General features: G+C 63.8%; 17 protein-coding genes and 1 tRNA gene. 12 read left to right on the forward strand and 6 right to left on the reverse strand.

Going from position 1 to position 23,824, the window contains the following annotated elements:
* Positions 1 to 122 precede the first annotated feature (122 nt).
* From LB545_RS03660 to LB545_RS03680, 5 genes are all read left to right on the forward strand, one after another.
* Entirely contained in the window at positions 123 to 1,994 is a 1,872-nt protein-coding gene (locus LB545_RS03660; RefSeq protein ID WP_224704445.1) for an ABC transporter ATP-binding protein, read from the forward strand.
* A complete protein-coding gene (gene dapB / locus LB545_RS03665) occupies positions 1,991 to 2,833 on the forward strand; it encodes a 4-hydroxy-tetrahydrodipicolinate reductase (RefSeq protein WP_140554689.1) in 843 nt (280 codons plus the stop codon). The genes LB545_RS03660 and dapB overlap by 4 nt, the downstream gene beginning before the upstream one ends.
* Before the next feature lie 93 nt (positions 2,834 to 2,926).
* Positions 2,927 to 3,547, forward strand: a complete 621-nt coding sequence (locus tag LB545_RS03670; protein ID WP_224704447.1) for a 2,3-bisphosphoglycerate-dependent phosphoglycerate mutase — start codon at positions 2,927 to 2,929, stop codon at positions 3,545 to 3,547.
* A gap of 285 nt (positions 3,548 to 3,832) precedes the next feature.
* Positions 3,833 to 3,917: transfer RNA gene (locus tag LB545_RS03675), tRNA-Leu, on the forward strand.
* 171 nt (positions 3,918 to 4,088) lie between these two features.
* Entirely contained in the window at positions 4,089 to 7,889 is a 3,801-nt protein-coding gene (locus tag LB545_RS03680; protein ID WP_140824732.1) for a hypothetical protein, read from the forward strand.
* A gap of 218 nt (positions 7,890 to 8,107) precedes the next feature.
* On the opposite strand, the gene LB545_RS03685 is transcribed toward LB545_RS03680, so the two are convergent.
* Both LB545_RS03685 and LB545_RS03690 read right to left on the reverse strand, forming a co-directional pair.
* The gene (locus LB545_RS03685) at positions 8,108 to 8,284 is read right to left on the reverse strand and encodes a hypothetical protein (protein WP_181165187.1); all 177 of its coding nucleotides are present in this window, start codon (positions 8,282 to 8,284) and stop codon (positions 8,108 to 8,110) included.
* A gap of 97 nt (positions 8,285 to 8,381) precedes the next feature.
* Positions 8,382 to 10,475 carry a transcriptional regulator gene (locus LB545_RS03690; RefSeq protein WP_224704575.1) on the reverse strand — a complete coding sequence of 698 codons (2,094 nt, stop codon included), beginning with the start codon at positions 10,473 to 10,475 and terminating at the stop codon, positions 8,382 to 8,384.
* Positions 10,476 to 10,706: 231 nt separating this feature from the next.
* Here LB545_RS03690 and LB545_RS03695 point away from each other — a divergent pair, with 231 nt between their 5' ends.
* The 7 genes from LB545_RS03695 (at position 10,707) to LB545_RS03725 (ending at position 19,603) form a co-directional block, all read left to right on the forward strand.
* The gene (locus LB545_RS03695; protein WP_140551729.1) at positions 10,707 to 11,795 is read left to right on the forward strand and encodes a PLP-dependent cysteine synthase family protein; all 1,089 of its coding nucleotides are present in this window, start codon (positions 10,707 to 10,709) and stop codon (positions 11,793 to 11,795) included.
* 12 nt (positions 11,796 to 11,807) lie between these two features.
* A complete protein-coding gene (locus LB545_RS03700) occupies positions 11,808 to 13,292 on the forward strand; it encodes a pyridoxal phosphate-dependent decarboxylase family protein (protein ID WP_140628506.1) in 1,485 nt (494 codons plus the stop codon).
* 48 nt (positions 13,293 to 13,340) lie between these two features.
* Positions 13,341 to 13,697 carry a hypothetical protein gene (locus tag LB545_RS03705; RefSeq protein ID WP_140524348.1) on the forward strand — a complete coding sequence of 119 codons (357 nt, stop codon included), beginning with the start codon at positions 13,341 to 13,343 and terminating at the stop codon, positions 13,695 to 13,697.
* Positions 13,698 to 13,812: 115 nt separating this feature from the next.
* Positions 13,813 to 14,184, forward strand: a complete 372-nt coding sequence (locus tag LB545_RS03710) for a hypothetical protein (RefSeq protein WP_140559118.1) — start codon at positions 13,813 to 13,815, stop codon at positions 14,182 to 14,184.
* Positions 14,185 to 14,291: 107 nt separating this feature from the next.
* Complete coding sequence (locus LB545_RS03715) at positions 14,292 to 14,918, forward strand: CDGSH iron-sulfur domain-containing protein (protein WP_140491673.1); 627 nt, start codon at positions 14,292 to 14,294, stop codon at positions 14,916 to 14,918.
* A 147-nt stretch (positions 14,919 to 15,065) separates the two neighbouring features.
* Positions 15,066 to 17,105, forward strand: coding sequence for a hydantoinase/oxoprolinase family protein (locus LB545_RS03720; protein WP_140879359.1), 2,040 nt, complete (start codon positions 15,066 to 15,068; stop codon positions 17,103 to 17,105).
* Between the two features lie 326 nt (positions 17,106 to 17,431).
* Positions 17,432 to 19,603, forward strand: coding sequence for a malate synthase G (locus tag LB545_RS03725; protein ID WP_224704449.1), 2,172 nt, complete (start codon positions 17,432 to 17,434; stop codon positions 19,601 to 19,603).
* Between the two features lie 55 nt (positions 19,604 to 19,658).
* On the opposite strand, the gene LB545_RS03730 is transcribed toward LB545_RS03725, so the two are convergent.
* From LB545_RS03730 to LB545_RS03745, 4 genes are all read right to left on the reverse strand, one after another.
* Complete coding sequence (locus tag LB545_RS03730; protein ID WP_140738977.1) at positions 19,659 to 21,191, reverse strand: YifB family Mg chelatase-like AAA ATPase; 1,533 nt, start codon at positions 21,189 to 21,191, stop codon at positions 19,659 to 19,661.
* A gap of 185 nt (positions 21,192 to 21,376) precedes the next feature.
* Positions 21,377 to 22,318: a glutathione synthase gene (gene gshB / locus LB545_RS03735; protein ID WP_140514181.1), complete on the reverse strand. Its 942-nt coding sequence runs from the start codon at positions 22,316 to 22,318 to the stop codon at positions 21,377 to 21,379.
* Positions 22,319 to 22,391: 73 nt separating this feature from the next.
* Positions 22,392 to 22,766, reverse strand: a complete 375-nt coding sequence (locus LB545_RS03740; RefSeq protein WP_140514183.1) for a GtrA family protein — start codon at positions 22,764 to 22,766, stop codon at positions 22,392 to 22,394.
* A gap of 4 nt (positions 22,767 to 22,770) precedes the next feature.
* Positions 22,771 to 23,781 carry a glycosyltransferase gene (locus tag LB545_RS03745; RefSeq protein WP_224704450.1) on the reverse strand — a complete coding sequence of 337 codons (1,011 nt, stop codon included), beginning with the start codon at positions 23,779 to 23,781 and terminating at the stop codon, positions 22,771 to 22,773.
* Positions 23,782 to 23,824: the final 43 nt, after the last annotated feature.

Consider the following 23,824-nt stretch of genomic DNA (forward strand, 5'->3'; position numbering starts at 1 on the left):
CGCGACGAAGTTAATCAGCCGCGGGCATAGGCAAGCCAGCCGCTTGGCGCTAAGAGGGGCGCCAGAAGGGATGCTGTGTGCAGCCCGGTCCCACCAAGCGGAAACCACGAAGCGCTGCCGATTTGACACTCCAAGCTCCACATAAGCAGAAAGCCACTCCCGGCGAGGTCTGGGCGGTGCTGCGCCGTATCATCGCCGAGAACGGCCGCGACTACCTTTGGTCCTACATCTTTGCCGGCGCCTGCCTGCTGGCGGTATCCGCCACGACCGCTTTCACCGCCTGGATCATGAGCCCGGTCGTCAACCAGATCTTCTATGAGCGGCGCGGCGATCTGATCGTGTGGATTTGCGCCGGCGTCATGGGCGCCTTTCTCGTGCGCGGTTTCGCCGGCTACGGCCAGGCGGTGACGCTGGCGACCGTCGGCAACAATCTGGTTGCGCGCTACCAGCGCCGCATCTTCGATCACCTGATGAAGCTCGGCGTCGGTTTCTTCAACGACACGAGATCGGGCCGGCTGGCGGCGCAGGTCAACGAGAACGTCAACGGCATTCGCGACCTGCTGTCGATGACGCTGACGTCGATCGCGCGCGACGGGGTGACGCTGTTCGGGCTGCTCGGCGTCATGATCTACCAGGATCCGGTCCTGTCGCTCAGCTCGCTGGTGATCGGGCCGCCGCTCATCTACACCGTTGTCTACCTGATGCGCCGGGTGCGCCGCATCACCCGCGAATCGGTGCAGATCAACTCCCGGCTGATCGGCGCCATGCAGGAAGCCACGCAAGGCATCGCCATCGTCAAGGCCTTCACCATGGAGGACGAGCTGTCGCGACGCATCAGCCAGCTCGCCAACAGCGCCGAGCACCGCGGCAACAAGATCGCCCGGGTTTCGGAACGGCTGTCGCCGATTTCCGACATGCTGGCCGGTCTCGCCGTCACCGGCGTCATCGCCTATTCCGGCTATCGTGCGCTCGTCCTCGGGCAGCCGCCGGGCGCCGTCTTCTCCTTCATCACCGCGCTGATGCTGGCCTACGACCCGGCAAGGCGGCTGGCGCGCATGCAGGTCGGCATGGAGCGCGCTTTGGTCAATGCGCGCATGATCTACGAAATCCTCGATCTCGAGCCGCAGCAGGGCGATGCGCCGGGAGCCGCCGAGGCCAATTTCACCACGGGCGAAGTGCGGTTCAACAATGTGAGCTTCCGCTATGTCGAGGAGGCACCGGTCCTGCAGGACCTCAGTTTCGTCGCCGCCGCCGGCAAGATGACGGCCATCGTCGGCGCCTCCGGCGCCGGCAAGACGACGCTGGTGGCGCTGCTGCAGCGTTTCTACGACGTCGAGTCGGGCACGATCGAGATCGACGGCCAGGACATTTCCAAGATCACCAAGCAATCGCTGCGCAGCTCCATCGCCTATGTTTCGCAGCAGCCCTATCTGTTCGAAGGCACCATCCGCGATAACATCCGCTATGGCCGGCTCTCCGCCACAGATGCCGAGATCGAGCAGGCCGCGCGACTGGCCCAGGCCGACGGCTTCATCCGCCAGCAGCCGCTGGGCTACGACACGCCCGTCGGCGAAAACGGCGCGTCGCTGTCGGGCGGCCAGCGCCAGCGTGTGTCGATCGCCCGCGCCATCGTCCGCCAGGCGCCGATCCTGCTGCTCGACGAGGCGACCTCGGCGCTTGACAATGAGGCGGAAGCCAAGGTCCAGGAAGCGCTGACCCACGTCATGGAGGGGCGCACCACCATCGTCATCGCCCACCGGCTGTCGACGGTGGTCAATGCCGACCACATCATCGTGCTGGAACAGGGCCATCTGGTCGAACAGGGCACCCATGCCTCGCTGATGGCCGACCCGCACAGCGTCTATTCCCGCTTCCACCGGGTGCAGGGCAGGAAGGGCCTGGGGCTTGTCGATGACGGCGCGCCGATCCAAACTCCGGCGCCAGGGCCGACGCAACCTATCGAGACGCAGGGCATCGCCGGGAGCGCGAGATGAGTGAAACGCCGACAGCCGACAGACCCGCGGGCGATATGGGCCTGGTGGTGGTGGGCGCCGCCGGCCGCATGGGCCAGACGCTGATCCGCGCCATCCACACAATGCCGGGCGCACGCGTCGCCGGCGCGATCGAGCGGCAAGGATCGCCCTATCTCGGCAAGGATGCGGGCGAGCTTGCCGGCATCGGCATCATCAATGTGCCGATATCGGACGATCCGCTGCCGGCCTTCGCCGGGGCGGACGGCGTGCTCGATTTCACCGCCCCGGCTGCGACCGTCGAATTCGCCGGCTATGCGGCGCAGGCGCGCATCGTCCATGTCATCGGCACGACCGGCTGCTCGGTCGACGACAATGCCAGGATCGCCGCCGCGGCGCGCCATGCGACGATCGTCAAGTCGGGCAATATGAGCCTCGGCGTCAATCTCCTGGCGGTGCTGGTCGAACAGGCCGCGCGCGCCCTCGACGCCGGGGATTTCGACATCGAGATCCTCGAAATGCATCACAGGCACAAGGTCGACGCGCCGTCCGGCACCGCTCTGCTGCTGGGCGAAGCCGCCGCCGCGGGGCGTGGCGTGCCGCTTGCCGGCAACGATGTGCGCGTCCGCGACGGCCACACCGGCGTGCGCAAGCCGGGCTCGATCGGCTTCGCAACCCTGCGCGGCGGCTCGGTGGTCGGCGACCACAGCGTGATCCTGGCCGGCACCGGCGAACGTATCACGCTGGCCCACCATGCCGAGGACCGCACCATCTTCGCCCGCGGCGCCGTCAAGGCAGCCCTGTGGGCGCATGGCAGGAAGCCCGGCCTTTACTCGATGCGGGACGTGCTCGGGCTTGCCTGAAACGACCCCGGACCATCTTCATCCACATGCAATTCCGGACAGAAAACCGCTTCCCACTTCTGCTGGAATTGCTCAGATCCCAGAGGAGCAAAAATGTCGAGAACCCTCGTGCTCGTGCGCCATGGCCAGAGCGAATGGAATTTGAAGAACCTGTTCACCGGCTGGCGTGACGTCGACCTGACCGAACAGGGCCACGCCGAGGCCAAGGCAGCCGGGCAGAAGCTCAAGGCACGCGGCCTGAAGTTCGACATCGCCTTCACCTCGGCGCTGGTCCGGGCGCAAAAAACCTGCCAGCACATTCTTGACGCCGTCGGCCAGAGCGACCTGGAAACCGTCCGCGACCAGGCGCTGAACGAGCGCGACTATGGCGACCTCTCCGGCATCAACAAGGACGACGCGCGCAAGAAATGGGGCGAGGAGCAGGTGCATGTCTGGCGCCGCTCCTACGACGTGCCGCCCCCCGGTGGCGAAAGCCTGAAGGACACCGGCGCCCGCGTCTGGCCTTATTACCTGCACGACCTCCAGCCGCATGTGCTGCGCGGCGGCACGGTCCTGGTCGCCGCCCACGGAAATTCGCTGCGTGCGCTGATCATGGCGCTGGACGGCAAGTCGGGCGAGGAGATCGTCAAGCTGGAGCTCGGCACCGGCGTGCCGGTCATCTACACGCTCAACGCCGATTCCACCGTGGCGTCGAAGGAAGTGCTGGAGGGCTGACCGGCAAGCGTCCCGGTCACCAAATTGTCAAAGTCGGCGCCGCCCCTCATTGTCCTGCCGGACATTTCTCCCCGTATAGTGACGGGGAGAAAGGGCTGGCCGCAACGCTGGTGATTGGCGAAACCGTTGATGAAAGCGCCCCTCTCCCCGTCACTATACGGGGAGAGGATGCCGGCAGGCAGGTGAGGGGCGGCGCCAACGCCCGAAACTGAGCCGGCGCGCGGCAGCCCTCGAAAAAAAACCGCGTTGACACGCACCGCTTGCCCGCTTATTGAGCCCGCACCAGCCCAGATGGCGGAATTGGTAGACGCGCACGGTTCAGGTCCGTGTTCCGCAAGGAGTGGAGGTTCGAGTCCTCTTCTGGGCACCAAATTCCCGTTTCGAACCGTTCGACGGTTCAGAGACTCTAAGGAAAAGCCCGGCTCGTCCGGGCTTTTTTCGTACCGCCGATTCGTCGGGCCGCCTGGTTGTCCACCACCCAGGTATAATCCGATATCTGCTACGGGTATGTTGTGCTTACCTTCATAGGTAAAGTGTCGGCATGAGCAGTTATCTCAACGTAAGCGCAGACGATGTCCAAAATCTTTCAGACTCCGACCTTCGCGAGCTCGTTGCTCGCCTTGCACAAGCGGACGTGAGGTCAGCGGGATTCTCAACCAATGCCGTGACATGGGGCGGCGACCAGCGTGCCGAAGACGGTGGTATCGACGTACGAGTTGCCCTTGGAGCTCTAGAGAAAATCTCCGGAAACATACCCGCGTCTCAGACAGGTTTTCAGGTCAAGACTGAAAATTTTGCGAGCGCCGATATCGTCGAGGAAATGATGCCAAGGGGGGCAATTCGGCCATCTATTTCGGAACTCGCGGTAAGGAAAGGGGCCTACGTAATAGTTTCCTCGAAATCGTCAGTCGCGGATAGCGCACACAAGCGCAGATTGGCGACAATGAATAAATGTCTGTCGGAAGCTGGATTGGCAGGTAAAGTAACAGTCGAGTTTTATGATCGCAGACGAATTGCCACCTGGATTGAAAAATATCCTTCACTTGTTGCGTGGGTGCGTGAACTCTGCGGGCGCAGCGCGCAGGGATGGCAATCCTTTGGCGCTTGGGCTCATCGTGAGACCGATGTGAACGCAACATATATGCTCGATGAAAAGGCCAAGGTGCTTGTCCCGGACGCAAGCGATGGCATCACGGTTGCCGCCGCAATCGATCGCATCCGGCGCGATCTCAACAAGGAAAGGGCGTCCGTTCGTATCACCGGATTATCCGGTGTAGGCAAGACCCGCCTTGTGCAAGCTCTTTTCGACGAAAGGCTGATTACGTCAAGCCCGCCCCTCAACCGGAACGAGGTCCTGTATACGGACCTTTCCGACGATCCGCGCCCAGTTCCAATACACCTAGTGGAAGCGCTGCACGCTAGAGAGGACCGTGGCCTGCTAGTCGTCGACAATTGCGGCTTCGATCTTCATCAACGCCTTACCGAGAAAGTACAGCAGCCAAACAGCGTGCTCTCGCTCGTGACTGTTGAATACGATCTTCGAGAACATATTCCGGAGGGTACGAGTTCCTATCGGCTAGAGCCGTGCTCTGATGAGTTGATAAGGCAGTTGGTCAGCAACAGGTATCCGAACCTGACACGCCAAGACGTCGAAACGATCTCGGATTTTTCAGGGGGGAATGTTCGTGTCGCCTTTGCTCTCGCGGAAACGTCATCCATTGGGGGGCAACTGTCGAAGCTTGAAGACGAGCAACTTTTTATCCGCCTCTTCCAACAAACGAAGGCCGAAGACAACGAATTGCTCAGGGCCGCAGAGGTCTGTTCGATGCTCTATTCGTTCGAAGGGGAGCTGGAGGGGGGAGACGATGCAGAGCTACCTATGCTGGCGGCCCTTGCTGGAACGTCCTTTAACCGGCTGTATGCTCATGTTGAGGAGCTGAGAAGGCGCGGGTTAGTTCAGCAGCGAGGCCGATGGCGGGCCGTGCTTCCACCAGCGATTGCCAATCGCCTCGCGCAAAGGGCATTTCAGAACTTCCCCATTCAAACGCTCCAAAGAACTTTTGTCGACAAGGCGAGCAAAAGAATAGCTCGATCGTTCTCTAGGAGGCTGGGGTATCTGCACGACGAAAAGGTGGCCATAACGATAGCATCCGAGTGGCTAGGCCGAGATGGCTTGCTTGGAAAGCCTGACACACTGAACGAATTGGGCCAAGAGATGTTCGGGAACATCGCTGCGGTCGATCCGAGCGCAGCAGTAGCCGCAATTGCTCAAGCTACAGAAAATCCCGATTTTCTTTCTACTAGAAATGCTGCGCGTTCAAAATTTGTTCGAGTGCTCAAGTCAGCCGCCTATGAGCCCCATCTTTTCGAAAAGTGTGTTGCCACATTAATGCTATTCGCGAAAGCGGAGGGGCCAGGATACAATCAGAACTCTGCCAACCAGGCGGTTAAATCGCTGTTTTACGTTCAGTTTTCAGGAACGGAAACTCCTCATCAAGCGCGGGCAGCGCTGGTCCGACGCTATCTCTCGTCAGAGGAGATCAGTGAGCGTGAATTTGGGCTTACGTTTCTCGGCGCAGCCCTCAAGACCTCAAACTTCATGCCCTCACAGACGTTCGATTTCGGCGCTCGCACTAGGAGCTATGGCTGGCACCCGAGAACCAAGGACGATGTGCAAAAGTGGTTCTCGGGTTTCGTTGAGATAGCTATGGAGTTTGGAATTGCGAGGACCATTGTTGGTGCAAAGGTAAGATCGACATTCGCCGACAAATTTCTGGGGCTTTGGTCGCGCACCAGTCTATCAGAAAAGCTTGAAGTCGCGGCCAATGTTTTCTTCTCGATTGACGGATGGCCTGAGGGCTGGCGTGCTGTGAAAACAACCATCCGTAAGGGGGCGAGTGGAAAGGCGTCCGAACGCTTGCTTGTGCTTGAGACTGCGTTAGCACCAATCGACCTTGTGACGGAAATACGAGCGAAAGTACTGACGGGGGGCCAATTTCTGGTGGATGATCTAGCGCCGGGCAGTGATTTGACTCCCTCAGAGCAATATCGGTCCTGGTCGGAAACTATGCGCCAACTCGGACAACGGGCAGGGGCAGACCGAGATGCACTTTCAGAGTTGGCCTCAGACCTGACCATTAACTTTCAGGGGGACGGTTGGAGCTTTGGTGTGGGTGTGGGAGAGACAATTAGTGATCCCGTTTCTTACTTGGAGGAAATCAAACAAGCGATTTGCCGCTCCGGTTCTCGTGATCTGAATTTTGGGTTCATACGTCCCTTTCTACATGGCGCCGGAAAAACGCACGCCTCGGCCATTTCCAAATTTATGGATGTGGCCGTGAGCGACGTACTCTGGGGTCCGTACTTTCCAACACTGCAGACAAGTGTCGAGCTGAATGAAGACGCCGTCGAACGACTGATCTTATCCGCCGATTTGGCATTAACCGCTACCTTTCGCTTTGATAGTTTGGGCGGAGGGATGGTCACGGAGACACTATCCGCAGAGCAAATTTGTCGCCTAGTTCTTGCGATTTCCGCAGCCAGAGATGGTCAAAAATATGCAGCGCATGTTCTCGCAATGGTCATTCATCTTGCCGACGACAAGTCCGAAGATTACAGACGGGAACTTCGGAATACTTGCAGGCGATTCCTTTGCAGTCTCGACTTAGATCAAGACATACGAGACGACCATTATTTCGAAACGGTTTGCAGCTTTGCCTTCGAAGGGGGCGATGCTGAAGCAGACGCTTTGGAAATAGTGCGTAAACTTCAAAGAAAGATCAGTCGACATGAATATTATCGTCTACCTGGTCTTCTAAATCCTATGTTCAAGCATCATGCGCCTGCACTTCTAGACGAGATATTCAAACCAGACAATGATGGTGGATATCGAACCGCTGGCGCCATTATCAGCGCGACTGCTTGGGATTATCATCAGCGGCCGATAAATTCTGCGCCACCTGAAGCCGTAGTTCTTTGGTGCTCGGCGGATTTCGCTACCCGTGGTCCTTTTATTGCACATCATTGCGTCGTTTTTGATCATGATCGGGATGAAAATACAAAGGGTTGGTCCCCGCTAGCCTTGTCATTGATAGATTGTGCAGAAGACCGGTTAAGGATATTTCACATCTTTGTAGATCGGATAGAGCCAACAAGTTGGTCAGGGTCACGTGCAGCGCTCGTCAGATCTCGTGCCGCCCTGCTCGATCAACTTCATGGGAGGCATAAAGACATACCTCTTGATGAAATCAACGAAGCAAAAGCCCGCCTGGAGCAACAAGCAGCCGAATATCAGAGATATGAACGGCAACAGTATCGTGATTGGGACGAACGTTTTGAGTAGCCGCACACGAAACTGCGATCAGGGCTTTCAAATTCCCTTCGAACCGCTCGGTCTGATTCAGAGATCCAAGAAGAACCTCCCCTTCCGGTCAGTCCCCGAAACAAACCACTTCAACCCTGGCGGCCGCTTCGCTGCGGTCCAGCCATGGCCCCTTCCGGCAGCCCGACCATCTGCCGAAGGCCAGAGGTTCTTAAAGGGCTGAAAGGCTGCCGAACCGTTTATCGCACGGAGCCTGTCACCGTCCGGTCGACGGCGGGAACGGATTTGCGGTCGTTGCCGGCAAGTGCGGCGATGATCAGCAGGCTGGCGACGACCGGGACGAACAGAACCGCCACGCGGGCTTGTACGTAAAGAATGGCGCGCCATTCATTGCGCTTGTCAGGGCTGTCGCTCATCATACACTCTCTGTCATGCCCCTCCCGGGCGGTGACATAGCGACGAACGGTTAAACAACCCCTTCCGAAATCGTTAACCGGCGGGAATTGCGCTGGCTCAGTTCAATCCGATCCGCTTTGCGCCTTGCCGGAACAATGCCTCCGCGTCCGCCTCGAAACGGAACGTGCCGATGAAATCGTCGGCGCGGTAGTCCGGCAGCGCCTTGCGGAGGGCGGCGGCGAAATTGTGTGCCTCGTCGAGCCGCCCGGCCAGCGCCAGGCAGTGTGCTGCGATCGCCAGGATGATGGCGTGGGCATTGGGCCGCGCCGCCGCCTTTAGCGCCCATTCTGCCGCTTCCTCGAACTGGCCGAGCCGCACATGCGACATGGCGCGCGCGCCCAGCATGCCGAACAGCAGCGGGTCGAAAGGGCTGAGATGGCGCGAATGGTCGGAAGAGCCGATCGCCGCCTGCGGATCGCCTGACTGCGAGTGGACGAAGGACAGCGCATAGTGGCCGAGCGCGAAATTGGGGCTGAGCTCCACTGCCCGTTCCAATTCGAAGAGCGATCCGTCCTGTTCGCCGCGCAGCCACAGCGCCCGGCCCATCGCCCAGTGCGCGGCAGGGTTCTGTTCGTCAACCAGGAGACTGTGCCCCGCTGTCTCGTAGGCTAGCGCGCTTTCGTGGTCGCGGTCGCCCCAGCGCTGGAAAGCGCTTTGCCAATGGGTGAAGGACAGGCCGGCATGGGCGCGGGCGAAGGTCGGGTCGAGCGCCGTCGCCACGCCGAAGAAATGCTGCGCCAACTCGTTTTCCGGCTGGGTGAAGCGATACATGTGCCAGAGGCCGCGGTGATAGGCCTCCCAGGCGTTGAGCGAGTTGGGCGCCTTCAGCATGGCGCGGTTGCGCTCGACCGTCTCGATCTCGGCCGAGATAGACGAGACGATCGCGTTGCCGATATCGTCGAGCACGCCGAAGAGGTCGTCGGCCCGGCGCTCGAAACTCTCGGCCCAGACGATCCTGGCCGTGCGAACCTCGATGAGCTCGACGGCGATGATGACGCGGCCGGCCACGGTGCCCACCGTGCCGGTGGCGACATAGTCCACATTCAGCTGCCGCCCCGCTTCCTGCGGCGCGATGTTTTTCTCGGCGAGCGCGAAGACCGAGCCGCGCGCGATGACGAAGAAATCCCTGAGCTTGGCCAGACGCGTGATGATGTCATGGGTCAGCCCGTCGGCGATCCCGCCGCGCGTGCCGCAAGGGCCGGCAGTCTCGACGAACGGCATCACCGCCAGCGAGGCGTGGCTGGGCTCCACGCCCGCCGGAGCGGGCGACGGCGGCGATGCCGCGATGCCGGCGGGCTGCGCCGCAAGCCGATCTACCGCCGGCCGATCTACCGACGGCCGATCCGACGGCCGATCCGACGGCCGATCTTCCGCTGGCCGATCTTCCGCTGGCTTGTCGCGCAGCGCCTGCCAAGCCGCGCGCACCGGTCCGAAGTCGAGCCCATCCGATTGGAACAATTGCGCCGTCGCCGTCAGGTGCTGCTCGGCCGCGCCGATGGCGCCGCGCCCGGCCAGATGCGTGAGCAGCGCCAGATGCGCGCGGCCGTCGAACGGCGCCAGCTCCACCCATCGGTCAAGACCGGCTGCTGCCGCCTCCGAACCGGGCGGAACCGCCGCGACAAGGTGCTCCAGCACGGCGGCGTGAGACGACTGGAAGCGGCGGCGCTGCGCGATCAGCCAACTCTCGAAAAACGGACTGCGGTCGAGCTCCAGACCGTCGAGAAAGTCGCCGGCGAACAGCTCCGACAGCGATCGCAGGCGCTCCGCGTCGAGGGAGGCGATCCCTTGCGCGGCGGCGGCGCTAACCTCCAGCGCGTCGACGAAACAGCCGTCGAGGCGCAATGCGACCGTGTCGTCCTGTGTCTCGACCCGACGGTGCCCCGGCTCGTCGAGGACGGCGCGAAGCTTGCTGAGGCACCAACGCAACTCGCCCCTGGGGTCGTTCGGAACATCCCACAAGAGCTCGCACAGCCGAGCGCGTCCGACCGGATGCGGCGCCAGCGCCAGATAGGCAAGCAGCGCGCGCAGCTTGCGCGATGCCGGCAATTCGGCCCGCACGCCATCGCGCACGACCGCAAACGGCCCGAGCAGGCGCACGGCAAGAGCGGGCTTACCGCGATCCAGGCTCGGTCGAGCGGATTCCACGTGCATTTCCACGCTTGCTCCCACGCTTCCTCCCACGTTGGCCGGTCGGCCCTCGTTTATCACCGAACACGGCCTGAACGCACCCGGTTGCGAGTTGCGCGCCGGGATGCGGGCAGCCGCATTGCCGGCACGTCGAGCGACCCTAGCGCGGCAAGGTCTCGAAACCTCGCCGCCCAAGCCGCCGGTTTGTAACCGGCCCGTGACCGCAAGGTACCAACACAGACGAGGAGACCAGACATGTTGCAGCAAGCAAGAATCAGAACCACGGCCGGCCGCGGCCGCCTGTTCGACAGCATTTTGGACACGGTCGGCGACACGCCGGTCATCCGCATCAACAATCTTGGCCCGGCCCACGCGACGATCTACGTCAAGGCCGAGTTCTTCAACCCGGCTGCCTCGGTGAAGGACCGGCTGGCGCTCAACATCATCGAGGAGGGCGAGCGCAGCGGCGCGTTGAAGCCGGGCCAGACCATCGTCGAGGCCACCAGCGGCAACACCGGCATCGGGCTCGCCATGGTCTGCGCGCAGAAAGCCTATCCGCTGGTCGTCACCATGGCCGACAGTTTTTCCGTCGAGCGCCGCAAGCTGATGCGCATGCTGGGTGCCAAGGTGGTGCTGACGCCGCGCGCCGAAAAGGGGTTCGGCATGTACAAGAAGGCCGTGGAGCTGGCCGAGGCCAATGGCTGGTTCCTGGCGCGACAGTTCGAAACCAGGGCCAACGCCGCCATCCACGAGGCGACGACGGCGCGCGAGATCATCAATGATTTCGCCGGCTCGCGGCTCGATTGCTTCGTCACCGGCTACGGCACTGGCGGCACCGTGGTCGGCGTGGCGCGCGTGCTGCGCCGTGAGCGGCCGGATGTCCGTATCATCCTGTCCGAGCCGGCCAACGCCCAGCTCATCGGCAGCGGCAAGGCGCAGCAGCGCGGTGCCGACGGGGCGCCCGCCGCCAGCCACCCGGCCTTCGAGCCGCATCCGATCCAGGGCTGGACGCCTGATTTCATCCCCAACGTGCTGCAGGAAGCGGTCGATGCCGGTCTCTATGACGAGGTGATGCCGATCGCCGGGCCCGAGGGCATCAAATGGGCCAAGGCGTTGGCGCAGAAGGAAGGCATCTTCACCGGCATTTCCGGCGGCGCCACCTTCGCCGTGGCGCGGCAGGTCGCCGAGAAGGCGCCGGCCGGATCGGTGATCCTGTGCATGCTGCCCGACACAGGCGAACGCTACATGACGACGCCGCTGTTCGACGGCATCGATGCCGAGATGGACGCCGACGAGACGGCGCTGTCGCGCTCGACGCCCGGCTGCCAGTTCCCGGCGACTTGACGGGAGGCTGTCATGGACGTCGCGCAGGAAACCCCTGGCACTGTGGCCGAGGAGACGCTTGACCCCCTGGACTGGGCCGATGTGCAGGCCCTGTCGCACCGGGTCATCGACGATGCCGTCGACTATCTGCGCGACGTGCGCGACCGTCCGGTCTGGCGGGAGATGCCGGCTGACGTGAGGGAGGTCTTCGCCGCACCCCTGCCGCGAACGCCGGCGCGGCTAGCCGCCGTCTATGGCGAGGTCTCCCGCACCGTGATGTCATACCCGATGGGCAACATCCATCCTCGCTTCTGGGCTTGGTACATGGGCTCGAGCAACTTCACCGGCGCGCTCGGCGATTTCCTGGCGGCGATCCAGGGTTCCAACCTCGGCGGCGGCAACCATGCCGCCGGGCTGATGGACTGCCAGGTCGTCAACTGGTGCAAGCAAATGCTGGGGTTTCCCGTCTCGGCCAGCGGCACGCTGGTCAGCGGCGGTTCGATGGCAAACATGATCGGGCTGACGGTGGCGCGCAACGTCAAGGCCGGCATCGACGTGCGCGAGCACGGCGTTGCCGCCATCGAGAAGCCCCTGCGCTATTATGGCTCGGACCAACTCCATTCCTGTCACCGCAAAGCCATGGAGGCGCTCGGCCTCGGCAACCGGGCCTTGCGGCGAATACCGACCGATGCCGGGCTGCGCATCGACATCGCGGCCTTGCGGGCGGCAATTGCCGAGGACCGCCAGGCGGGCTTCAAACCGGCCTGCGTCATCGGCAATGCCGGCACCGTCAACACCGGAGCGATCGACGACCTGCGGGCGCTTGCCAAGCTGGCGCATGAGGAAGAGCTCTGGTTCCATGTCGATGGCTGCATCGGCGCCCTGGTCGCCATCGCTCCGCAGAACGCCCATCGCGTCGCCGGCATCGAATGGGCCGATTCGATCGCGCTCGATCCGCACAAATGGCTGCACGCGCCGTTCGAGGCCGGCTGCGCCCTGGTCAGGGACGCCCTCGCGCATCGCCGTACCTTCGCCGTGACCCCCGAATATCTGGAATCGACGCCGCGTGGTCTCGCCTCCGGCGAATGGCTGCACGACTACGGTTTGCAGACGTCGCGCGGCTTTCGCGCGCTCAAAGTATGGATGGCGCTGAAGGAGCATGGCGTCGACAAATTCGGCCGCCTGATCGACCAGAACATCGCGCAAGCGGCCTATCTCGCCGGATTGATCGAGGACGAGCCGTCGCTGGTGCTGATGGCGCCGACCACGATCAACATCGTCTGCTTCCGGCATCGGCTTGCCGGGGCGTCCGGCGAGGAGCTTAAGCGGTTCAACACTGAGATCATGCTGCGTTTGCAGGAACAAGGCATTGCGGCACTGTCGGACACGACGGTGCAAGGCCAGCATTGCCTGCGCGTGGCGATCACCAACCACCGGACCCGGCGCGACGATCTTCACCTGCTGGTGCGGGAAACGCTGCGGCTGGGACGCCAGATCGCGGCGGAGGCGGCTTCCTAGTTCGCGGCGGCCATGCGAGTCTGCCGGCATGATTCGAAAGGTCCAATCGTGACGCTCTTTCGCGCGGCCACACTCGCGGCATTGGTTTTCACCACCTCGGCTGGGGCTGCCGACATGGCTTTCTTCGTCAAGAACCAGCGCGGGCAGGCCGTTGCGGTCGAACTGTTCAGCCGCGACCGCGAAACGGTCTGGCCGGGCGACGACAAGGTGTTCCTGATCGATCCCGGCTCACGCAAATCGGTGCCGATTTCGTGCAATGAGGGCGAACGCATCTGCTACGGCGCGTGGGTCAACGGCAATGACGCCATCTCGGCCGGCGTCGGCCCGGACAACGACCGGCCCTGCGACGATTGCTGTTTCATCTGCGTGCACCATTCGACCGAGACCGTCGACCTGGTGGAGTAGCGCCAATCTCCCCAAAATTAGTCCGGGATTGTCGCGGTCGCCCCCTTTAGCGATCGCTCGCCCCGTGCAATGCCCGCAAGGCGGCCGGGTGGGCCGTTTATTTTTGGGGGATATCATGTTCTACGCCTATGCGCGCCGCTCGCTGGCCGCGCTGTCTCTTGCCATACTGCTGGTGCCGTCGGCCCATGCCGGCGACGTCACCTTCGCCATCAAGAACAGCCATCCCAATGCCATGCGCCTCGAGCTCTACAGCCAGGACCGCGACTATGTGTGGCCGGGCAACGGCAAGGATTTCTACCTCGATGACGGCGAGACCAGGCAATTGCCGGTCTCCTGCGACGAGGGCGAATCGATCTGCTACGGCGCCTGGGTCGACGGCGACGAAGGCACCTATTGGGGCGTCGGCCCCGGCGACAAGGAAAAATGCGACGATTGCTGCTATACCTGCAGCGGCGGCGAGACCGAGGAAATCGAACTGGTTCCCTGACCGGCTTGCCAGCTTGACGCTTTTCCTGCCTGGGGCATAGCCTGCAAGAACAGCACCCAAAGCACGCCGCATCCAGGCGGCGTGCGTCAGGCAACAGGAGCAAGGCGATGGCAGGTCCGGTCGAGGGCGAGAAGATAGACGTCGGCTTTGCCGGCCGGCGCTGCATCCATTCGCGCAATTGCGTGCTGGGCGATCCGCATGTCTTCGTGCCGAACGCGCCGGGAGAGTGGATCCATCCCGACGCGGCCAGCGTCGAGAAGATCGTCGCCATTGCCGAAAGCTGCCCGTCAGGCGCCATTACCTATGTCAGGAAGGATGGCGGGCCGCAGGAAAGGCCGCCGGTGGTCAACACCGTGCGCATCAGGGAAAATGGCCCGCTGGCCGTCCACGCCGAGATTATGCTCGACGGCGAGACGTTACACCGCGCCACGCTCTGCCGCTGCGGCGCGTCGCAGAACAAGCCGTTCTGCGACGGCAGCCACAACAAATCAGGTTTTGCCGCCACCGGCGAGCCGGCGCTGAAGGACACGCCGGCGCTGGACGCGCGCGACGGGCCACTCAAGGTTACGCCGACGAAAGACGGGCCGCTCAAGCTCGAAGGCAATGTCGAAATCGTCACCGGCACCGGCCACACGGTCGACCGCACGCAACGCGCCTTCCTATGCCGCTGCGGCCATTCGGCGAACAAGCCGTATTGCGATGGGTCGCATAAAAAGGTTGGGTTCGTGGGGTAGGTTGACCCTGCCATTGAAGCTGCCAATCTCCCCCCTCGTGGGGGAGATCGAACTCCTCCCGTGGCCCAGCGCTCTCAGCTTTATCGTCCGGCCGCTATAGGTTAAGGGCGAGAAGTATTTTCCTATCTGCTCGGGCCATCATCAGACATGACCAAGACCAAGCCAAAACCTCTTTTCCTCGGCATCGACACCGGCGGCACCTACACCGATGCCGTGCTGTGGTCCGAAACCGAAGGCCCGCAGAGCGGGCCGAACAAGGGAAAGGTGCTGGCCAAGGCCAAGGCTCTGACCACCAGGCACGATCTCGCCGTTGGCATTTCCGGCGCCGTCGACGCGGTTCTGGAAAAAGCGGTCACCGATCCGGCCGCCATCAAGCTTGTCTCCATGTCGACGACGCTTGCCACCAACGCGCTGGTCGAGGGCCAGGGTGGCCGCGTCGCGCTGGTGATGATCGGCTTTTCCGAGGCGGACCTTGCCCGCGATGGGCTGAAGGCGGCATTGGGCACCGATCCGGTCGTGTTCTGCCCCGGCGGCCACGATGTGCATGGCAATACCGCCAAGCTCGATCTGTCCGGCCTCGAGGCGGCGCTGCCCGGACTCGGCGGCTCGGTCTCGGGCTTTGCCGTCTGCGCCTATTTCGCCACCCGCAACCCGGCGCACGAGATCGCCGCCCGCGAGCTGATCCGGGAGAAAACCGGCCTGCCGGTCACCGCGAGCCATGAATTGTCGGCCAAGCTCGGCGGCCCGCGCCGGGCGCTGACGACGCTGCTCAACGCCCGGCTGATCTCGATGATCGACCGGCTGGTGGCGGCGACCGAAGGCTTTCTCGAGGCGCGCGGCATCGCCGCGCCCCTGATGGTGGTGCGCGGCGACGGTGCGCTGGTGTCGGCGGCGTTCGCCCGCCAGCGGCCGATCGAGACCATTCTCTCCGGCCCGGCCGCCAGCCTGGTCGGCGCGCACCACATGACCGGATTGGAAAACGCGGTGGTTTCCGACATCGGCGGCACCACCACCGATGTTGCGGTGCTCGACAAGGGACGGCCGCGGCTCGATCCGGAAGGCGCCACCGTCGGCGGCTTCCGCACCATGGTCGAGGCCGTCGCCATGCGCACCTTCGGCCTCGGCGGCGATTCCGAAGTGGCGTTGGAAGACGGCGCTCTCAACCCCAGGCTCCTGCTTGGACCGCGCCGGCTGGTGCCGCTGGCGCTGGCCGGCATGGTGCATCGCGAGGCCGTTCTGGCGGAACTCGAGCGCCAGCTGCGCGCGCCGAACACCGGCCGCATGGACGGCCGCTTCGCGGTGCGCACCGGCGTGCCCGACCGTCTTGCCGCCGGGCTGACGGCTCCGGAAGCAAGGCTCTATGAAGCGATCGGCGCAATGCCCTTGCCCCTCGACAGGCTTTTGACCTCGAATGCCCAGAACGCTACCCTGAACCGCCTGGTGTCGCGCGGGCTGGTGCACATTTCAGGTTTCACCCCGTCGGATGCGGCGCATGTGCTTGGCAAGCAGGCGAACTGGGATGCCGCGGCCGCCCGCCTCGGCGCAGAGCTGTTTGCCCGCAAGCGCGACGGCCGCGGCCAGGCGATCGCGGCCTCTCCCGAGGCGATTTCGGAGCGCGTGCTGGCGGCGCTGACGCGCTGGTCGGCCGAATATATCCTCCAAACCGCCTTCGCCGAGGACGGGCTCGACGGCGCGGCCACCGTTGCGCATGCGCTGGTGCAGCGCGCCGTCGACGCGCATCCCGGCATTGCGCGCCTGAGCGTCGCGCTCGACCGGCCGGTGATCGGCCTCGGTGCCTCCGCGCCGCTGCACTATGCCGGACTCCCGCCATTGGTCGGCAATGACTGCGTGGTGCCTGATGACACCGATGTCGCCAACGCGCTCGGCGCCGTTGTCGGCCAGGTCCGGGTATCGGCGGAGGCGCGCGTCAGCCAGCCCAAGGAAGGTCTGTTCCGTCTTGCCTCGGGCGAGACCGTGCGCGATTTCCTCGACGAGGCGGCGGCGATCGCGGCCGCCGAGGCCGATGTGCGCAGCATCGCTGCGCAGCGCGCCAGGGATGCCGGCACTGACAGCGCCGAGATCGATGTCGCGACCGAATTCCGCGTCTCCACCGTCGAAGCCCAGCGTATGTTCATCGAGGCACATGTGGTGGCGGTGGCTTCGGGCAGGCCACGGATCGCGGTGTGATGGAGGGTGTAATCTCCCCCCTTGTGGGGGAGATGGCCGGCAGGCCAGAGGGGGGCGCTGTCCCGCCAGCGTCTCGGAGCAGCGCCCGCTCATACTCGACGTCGACCGACTGCACGAAATACCGAAACTTGCCGAGGTCGGCATTCCTTCGCGCCCCCCTCTGCCCTGCCGGGCATCTCCCCCACTTGGGGGGAGATTGGCAGCGTCGCCGCCGGCACCAAGCCTAAAAACCGCGCCTACCTGCCTTGCCTTCACCCTAAGCTGAATTGACCCTGCACTCCCAACATGCCAAAGGCCCGCGAAAGCCTTTCATCTGGAGTAGCCTGATGACCGATCGCGTCGAAATCGCCGGATTGCGGATCGCCCGCGAACTTCATGACTTCGTTGTCAACGAGGCCGCTCCGGGCACCGGCATCGACCCGGACAAATTCTGGAACGGCTTTTCGGCCATCGTCCACGACCTCGCGCCGAAGAACCGGGCACTGCTGGCAAAGCGCGACGCTATCCAGGAAAAGCTCGATGACTGGTATCGCGCCAATGGCGCGCCGGTCGACATGGAAGCCTACAAAACCTTCCTGAAGGAGATCGGCTATCTCGTCCCCGAAGGCCCGGTCTTCTCGGTGACGACCGAAAAGGTTGATCCCGAGATCGCCGTCGTCGCCGGGCCGCAGCTTGTGGTGCCGGTGATGAATGCGCGCTATGCGCTCAACGCCGCCAATGCGCGCTGGGGCTCGCTCTATGATGCGCTTTACGGCACCGACGCGATTCCCGAGACGGACGGCGCCGGGAAGGGCAACGGATTCAACCCCGCGCGCGGTGCGAAAGTCGTCGCCTGGGCCAAGGACTTTCTCGACCAGTCGGTGCCGCTCACATCGGGCAAATGGGCCGGCGTCAACGGCCTTTCGCTGGCCAATGGCGCGCTGCGGCTCAGCGCCGGCGCCGGCTCGACCACGCTTGCCGATGTCAGGCAGTTCGTCGCTTATCGCGGCGATGCCGCCAACCCGCAAGCCGTGCTGCTGGTCAGCAACGGCCTGCATATCGAGATATTGATCGACCGCGATAACCAGATCGGCCGTACCGATCCGGCCGGCATCGCCGACATCATCCTGGAATCGGCGCTGACCACCATCCAGGACTGCGAGGATTCGGTCGCGGCGGTGGATGCGCAGGACAAGGTTGTCGTCTACCGCAACTGGCTTGGCCTGATGAAGGGCGACCTGGCCGAAGAGATCACCAAGGGCGGCCGGACTTTTGTCCGCAAGCTCAACCCCGATCGGTCCTACACCTCGCCAAATGGCGGCACGGTGACGCTGCCCGGCCGCTCGCTGATGCTGGTCAGGAATGTCGGCCACCTCATGACCAATCCGGCGATAACGGACCGAGACGGCAACGAGGTGCCGGAAGGCATCATGGACACCGCGCTGACCGCGCTGATCGCGCTGCACGATATCGGGCCGAACGGCCGCCGCGCCAATTCCCGCGCGGGCTCGATGTATGTCGTGAAGCCCAAGATGCATGGACCCGAGGAAGTCGCCTTCGCCGTCGAGATATTCGATCGCGTCGAGGCCTTGCTCGGCATGGCCAAAAATACCATCAAGATGGGCATCATGGACGAGGAGCGGCGCACCACCGTCAACCTCAAGGAGGCGATCCGCGCCGCCAGGGAGCGCGTCGTGTTCATCAACACAGGCTTCCTCGACCGCACCGGCGACGAGATCCACACCTCGATGGAAGCCGGCCCGATGATCCGCAAGGGCGACATGAAGCAGGCCGCCTGGATTTCCGCCTACGAGGCCTGGAATGTCGACACCGGGCTAGAATGCGGGCTTGCCGGCCATGCCCAGATCGGCAAGGGCATGTGGGCGATGCCCGATTTGATGGCGGCGATGCTCACCGAGAAGATCGCCCACCCCAAGGCCGGCGCCAACACCGCCTGGGTGCCTTCGCCGACCGCGGCGACGCTGCACGCCACCCATTATCACAAGGTCGATGTCCACGCCGTCCAGGCGGCGCTGAAGAGCCGGCCGAAGGCCAAGCTCGACGACATCCTGTCGGTGTCGGTCGCGGTGCGGCCCAACTGGTCTCCGGCCGACATCCAGGCGGAACTCGACAACAACGCGCAAGGCATTCTGGGCTATGTCGTGCGCTGGATCGACCAGGGCGTCGGCTGCTCGAAAGTGCCAGATATCAACGATGTCGGCCTGATGGAGGACCGCGCCACGCTGCGCATCTCCTCGCAACACATCGCCAACTGGCTGCATCATGGCGTCTGCACGGCCGACCAGGTGATGGAAACGATGAAGCGCATGGCTGATATCGTCGACCAGCAGAACCAAGGCGACCCGCTCTACCGGCCGATGGCCGCCGATTTCGACGGCTCCGTCGCCTTCCAGGCCGCCTGCGACCTCGTCTTCAAGGGCCGCATCCAGCCCAACGGCTACACCGAGCCGGTGCTGCACGCGCGGAGGCTGGAACTGAAGGCGAAGGGAGCGGCCTGAACCGGAGATTTGGAGCCGGCGGCGTTCCGTTCCCCTCCTCTCGAGCGAGAGCGCGCTACGCCGCCTGTGCCACCCGCTCCGAACTCATCCGGTAAGAGATCGCTTCGGCCAAGTGAATGCGGCCGACGGTCTCGCTGGCGTCGAGATCGGCCAGTGTTCTCGCCACCTTCAGCACACGGTGATAGGCCCGCGCCGAGAAGCCGAGCTTTTCGCTGGCGTCCTTGAGCAGCGACAGGCCCGATGCGTCGGGCATGGCGATCTCCTCGATGACCGCCGGCGCGCAATGCGCGTTCGTGGTGGCGCTGGTGACGCCGAGCCGTTCGAAGCGCTCGCGCTGGAGGGCGCGGGCACGCGCCACGCGCAGCGCCACGTCGGCGCTCTTCTCCGCCCGGTCGGGCCGGATCAGGTCGCTGGCCGAAACCGCCGGCACCTCGATCCTGAGGTCGATGCGGTCGAGCAGCGGGCCCGAGATGCGGGCCTGGTAGTCGGTGCGGCAGCGATCGCCGCGCAAGCAGCGATAGCCCGGTTCGCCGGCCATGCCGCATCGGCACGGGTTCATCGCCGCCACAAGCTGGATGCGCGCCGGATAGGTGACGCGGTGATTGGCCCGCGCGATCATGCAGTCGCCGGTCTCCAGTGGCTGGCGCAACGCGTCGAGCGTCTGCGGCGTGAATTCGGGAAATTCGTCGAGGAACAGCACGCCGTGGTGCGCAAGCGACACTTCGCCCGGCCGCGCCCGGATGCCGCCGCCGACCATCGCCGCCATCGAGGCCGAATGGTGCGGCGCGCGGAACGGCCGCCGGTCGGTCAGCTTGCCTTCGCCGAGCTCGCCGGCGACGGAGGCGATCATCGACACTTCGAGCAATTCCTTCGGCGCCAGCGGCGGTAGGATCGACGGCAGCCGCTGCGCCAGCATCGATTTTCCCGATCCGGGCGGGCCGACCATCAGCAGGTTGTGCCCACCGGCCGCCGCCACCTCCAGCGCTCGTTTGGCGGTTTCCTGGCCCTTGATATCGGCAAGATCGGGCAGGTCGCGCGCCGCGGCATGGATGCCGGCCTCCGGCCGGGACAGCACCTGCGTGCCGCGGAAATGATTGGCGATGGCAATCAGGCTGCGCGGCGCGAGTATGTCAAAGTCCTTGCCGGCCCAGGCGGCTTCCGGGCCGCAGGCGAAGGGGCAGATCAGGCCCTTGCCTTCAGAATTGGCCCCAATCGCGGCCGGCAAGGCGCCGGCGACGGCGGCGATAGTGCCGTCGAGCGATAGTTCGCCAAGCACGACATAGCCGGCCAGCATGTCGCCCGGAATGGCGCCAAGCGCCGCCATCAGGCCGAGCGCGATCGGCAAATCGTAGTGGCTGCCCTCCTTGGGCAGGTCGGCGGGCGCCAGGTTGACAGTGACCTTCTTGGACGGCATCGACAGGCCGGAAGCATGCAGTGCCGCCTGCACCCGTTCGCGGCTTTCGGCCACCGCTTTGTCGGCCAGGCCAACGATGTGCATGTTGACCTTGCCGGGCGCGATCATCACCTGCACGTCGACCGGCACGGCCTCGATGCCTTGGAAAGCAACCGTGCGAACCCGCGCCACCATGTCTTGCCCCCGGATCTGGGCTTGCCCCAAGCCTTTTGCAATCAGGCCGCGAAGGGCCTGGGCCGGAGACAATCACAGTTCCTCGGCTAAATCAAGAACATTACAGGAACATGCAATCGCTTAAGTTGCGGCGCGATTGTCTCCGGTTGCAAAAACGGAACATGGTTAATACAAAATGAAAACGGCTATTTCCGCTTGGCCTCCACCGCGTCCCAGAACAGGCTGGCGATGTCGGCGCCGCCGAAGCGTTTGACTTCGCGCACGCCGGTCGGCGAGGTCACGTTGATCTCGGTCATGTAGTCGCCGATGACGTCGATGCCGACGAGGATGAAGCCGCGTTCCCTCAGTGCCGGCCCGATGCGGGCGCAGATCTCGCGCTCGCGCTCGGTCAGCTCGGTCTTCTCGGCGCGGCCGCCGACATGCATGTTGGAGCGGGAATCGTGCTCGGCCGGCACCCGGTTGATGGCCCCGACCGGTTCGCCGTCGATCAGGATGATGCGCTTGTCGCCCTTGCGCACGTCCTTCAGGTAGCGCTGCACGATGTAGGGCTCACGGAACAACTGGCCGAACATTTCGAGCAGCGAGGCGAGGTTGCGGTCGGCCTCCAGCAGGTGGAAGATGCCCGCGCCGCCATTGCCGTAGAGCGGCTTGACGATGATGTCGCCGAATTCCTTGCGGAAGGCGGCGACCTCCTGGGGATCCTTGGTGATCAGCGTTTCCGGCATCAGGTCGGAAAACTCGGTGACGAAGATCTTTTCCGGGCTGTTGCGCACCCAGGCCGGGTCGTTGACCACCAGCGTCCTGGGGTGGATGCGCTCCAGTATGTGCGTGGTGGTGATGTAGTTCATGTCGAAGGGCGGATCCTGTCTCAGCAGGATCACGTCCATCTCCGACAGGTCGGTTCGCACCTTCTCCCCCAGCGAATAGTGGCTGCCCTTCTCGTCGCGTACCTGCATCTCCTCGATGCGGGCGAACACCTTGCCGTCGCGCAGCGACAGCCGGTCGGGCGTGTAGTGGTAGAGCTGATGGCCGCGCCGCTGCGCCTCCAGCGACAGCGCGAACGAAGTGTCTCCGGCGATCGACACGGTGGAGATGTGGTCCATCTGGACGGCGATTTTCAGCTTCATGGCAGGTCCCCAGCACGGTCGATGAGAGAGCGATATAAGGGTCCCGGCGCCTTCTGCCAATCGGGCCACGCCTCTAGCGGTCGAAGACCAGCCTGGAATAGCCGAGAAAGGACAGCGCCATGGCGGCCAGCGAAGCGAAAGCAAGGGCGGCCAATGGCGGGGTTGTCGGCAGGACGACAAGGATGGCGCAGTAGACCAGATAGTTGGCGATGCTGGTGGCTATGCCGATGCTGCCATAGCGGGCACCTTCCCGCACCAAGCCGCGGCTCGACGGCGAGAAGGTCAGATGCCGGTTTATCTGCCAGGTGACGCAGAGTGCAAAGCCGATGGACAGCATGCGGGCGCTGAAAGGGCCGAGCGGCGTGACGGCAAGCAGCAGCCAGAGGGCGGCCGCGTCGGCGACGAAGCCGATGCCGCCGGCAAAGAGGAAGCGGATAAGACGGCTCACCGCTTCATGCGGCGCGAGGCGTCTTGCCTGGGCCGGCCTTCGCGGCAGTCGGCTCGCTGGCGCGCTCGCGCCGCTCTATGCGGCCCGAAGGCATCGACAGGTAGAAGATGCGCTTCTGTTCGGCGCGGCCGCGCGACACCGAATCGAGGATCACCCCAGTCACACCAGCCAGCATCGAGAGCAAGAGCAGGCCGACCGACAGCACCCATGTCGGCATGCGCGGCACCAGCCCGGTCTCGGCGAATTCGACCAGCACCGGCGCCATCAGGAACAGGCTCGACGCCAGGAAGACCAGGGCGAAGGCGCCGAAGAAACGTAGCGGTTGCGTTTCCTTCATCAGCATGGCGAACATCCAAAGGATCCTGGCGCCGTCGCGAAACGTCGAAAGCTTCGACGACGAGCCGTCCGGCCGCTTGCCGTAATCGAGCGCGATCTCGCTGACGGGCAATTTGAGCTGCGAGGCATGCACCGACATTTCGGTCTCGATCTCGAAGCCGCCGGAGACGGCCGGGAAGCTCTTGACGAAGCGCCGGGTGAAGACGCGGTAGCCCGAGAAGATGTCGGTGAAATCGCTGCCGAACAGCCCTTTATAGAGGCTGTTGAAGACGCGGTTGCCGAAGGCATGGCCAGTCCTGCCGGCATCGTCGGTGACGCCGCGCCGGGTGCCCACCGCCATGTCGGAGCGCTCGGTCAGAAGCGTGTTGATCAATTGCGGCGCGTCTTCCGGCGCATAGGTGCCGTCGCCGTCGGCCATCAGGTAAATGTCGGCGTCGATGTCGGCGAACATGCGCCGCACCACATTGCCCTTGCCCTGGCGCGGTTCGCGCACCACGATGGCGCCGGCGGCGCGGGCCCTGAGCGCGGTCAGGTCGCGCGAATTGTTGTCGTAGACATAGACCGTCGCCAAAGGCAGCGTCTCGCGGAAGCGCCGCACCACCTCGGCGATCGTCAATTCCTCGTTGTAGCAAGGCAGCAGCACGGCGATGGAGGGTTCGTAGCGAAGCTCTTGCGGCATTTTCCTCTCCGGGTGCCTCGCCGCCACGCGCGGTTCGCGCCGA

Source organism: Mesorhizobium sp. BR1-1-6, from assembly GCF_020165355.1.
Lineage (GTDB): Bacteria > Pseudomonadota > Alphaproteobacteria > Rhizobiales > Rhizobiaceae > Mesorhizobium.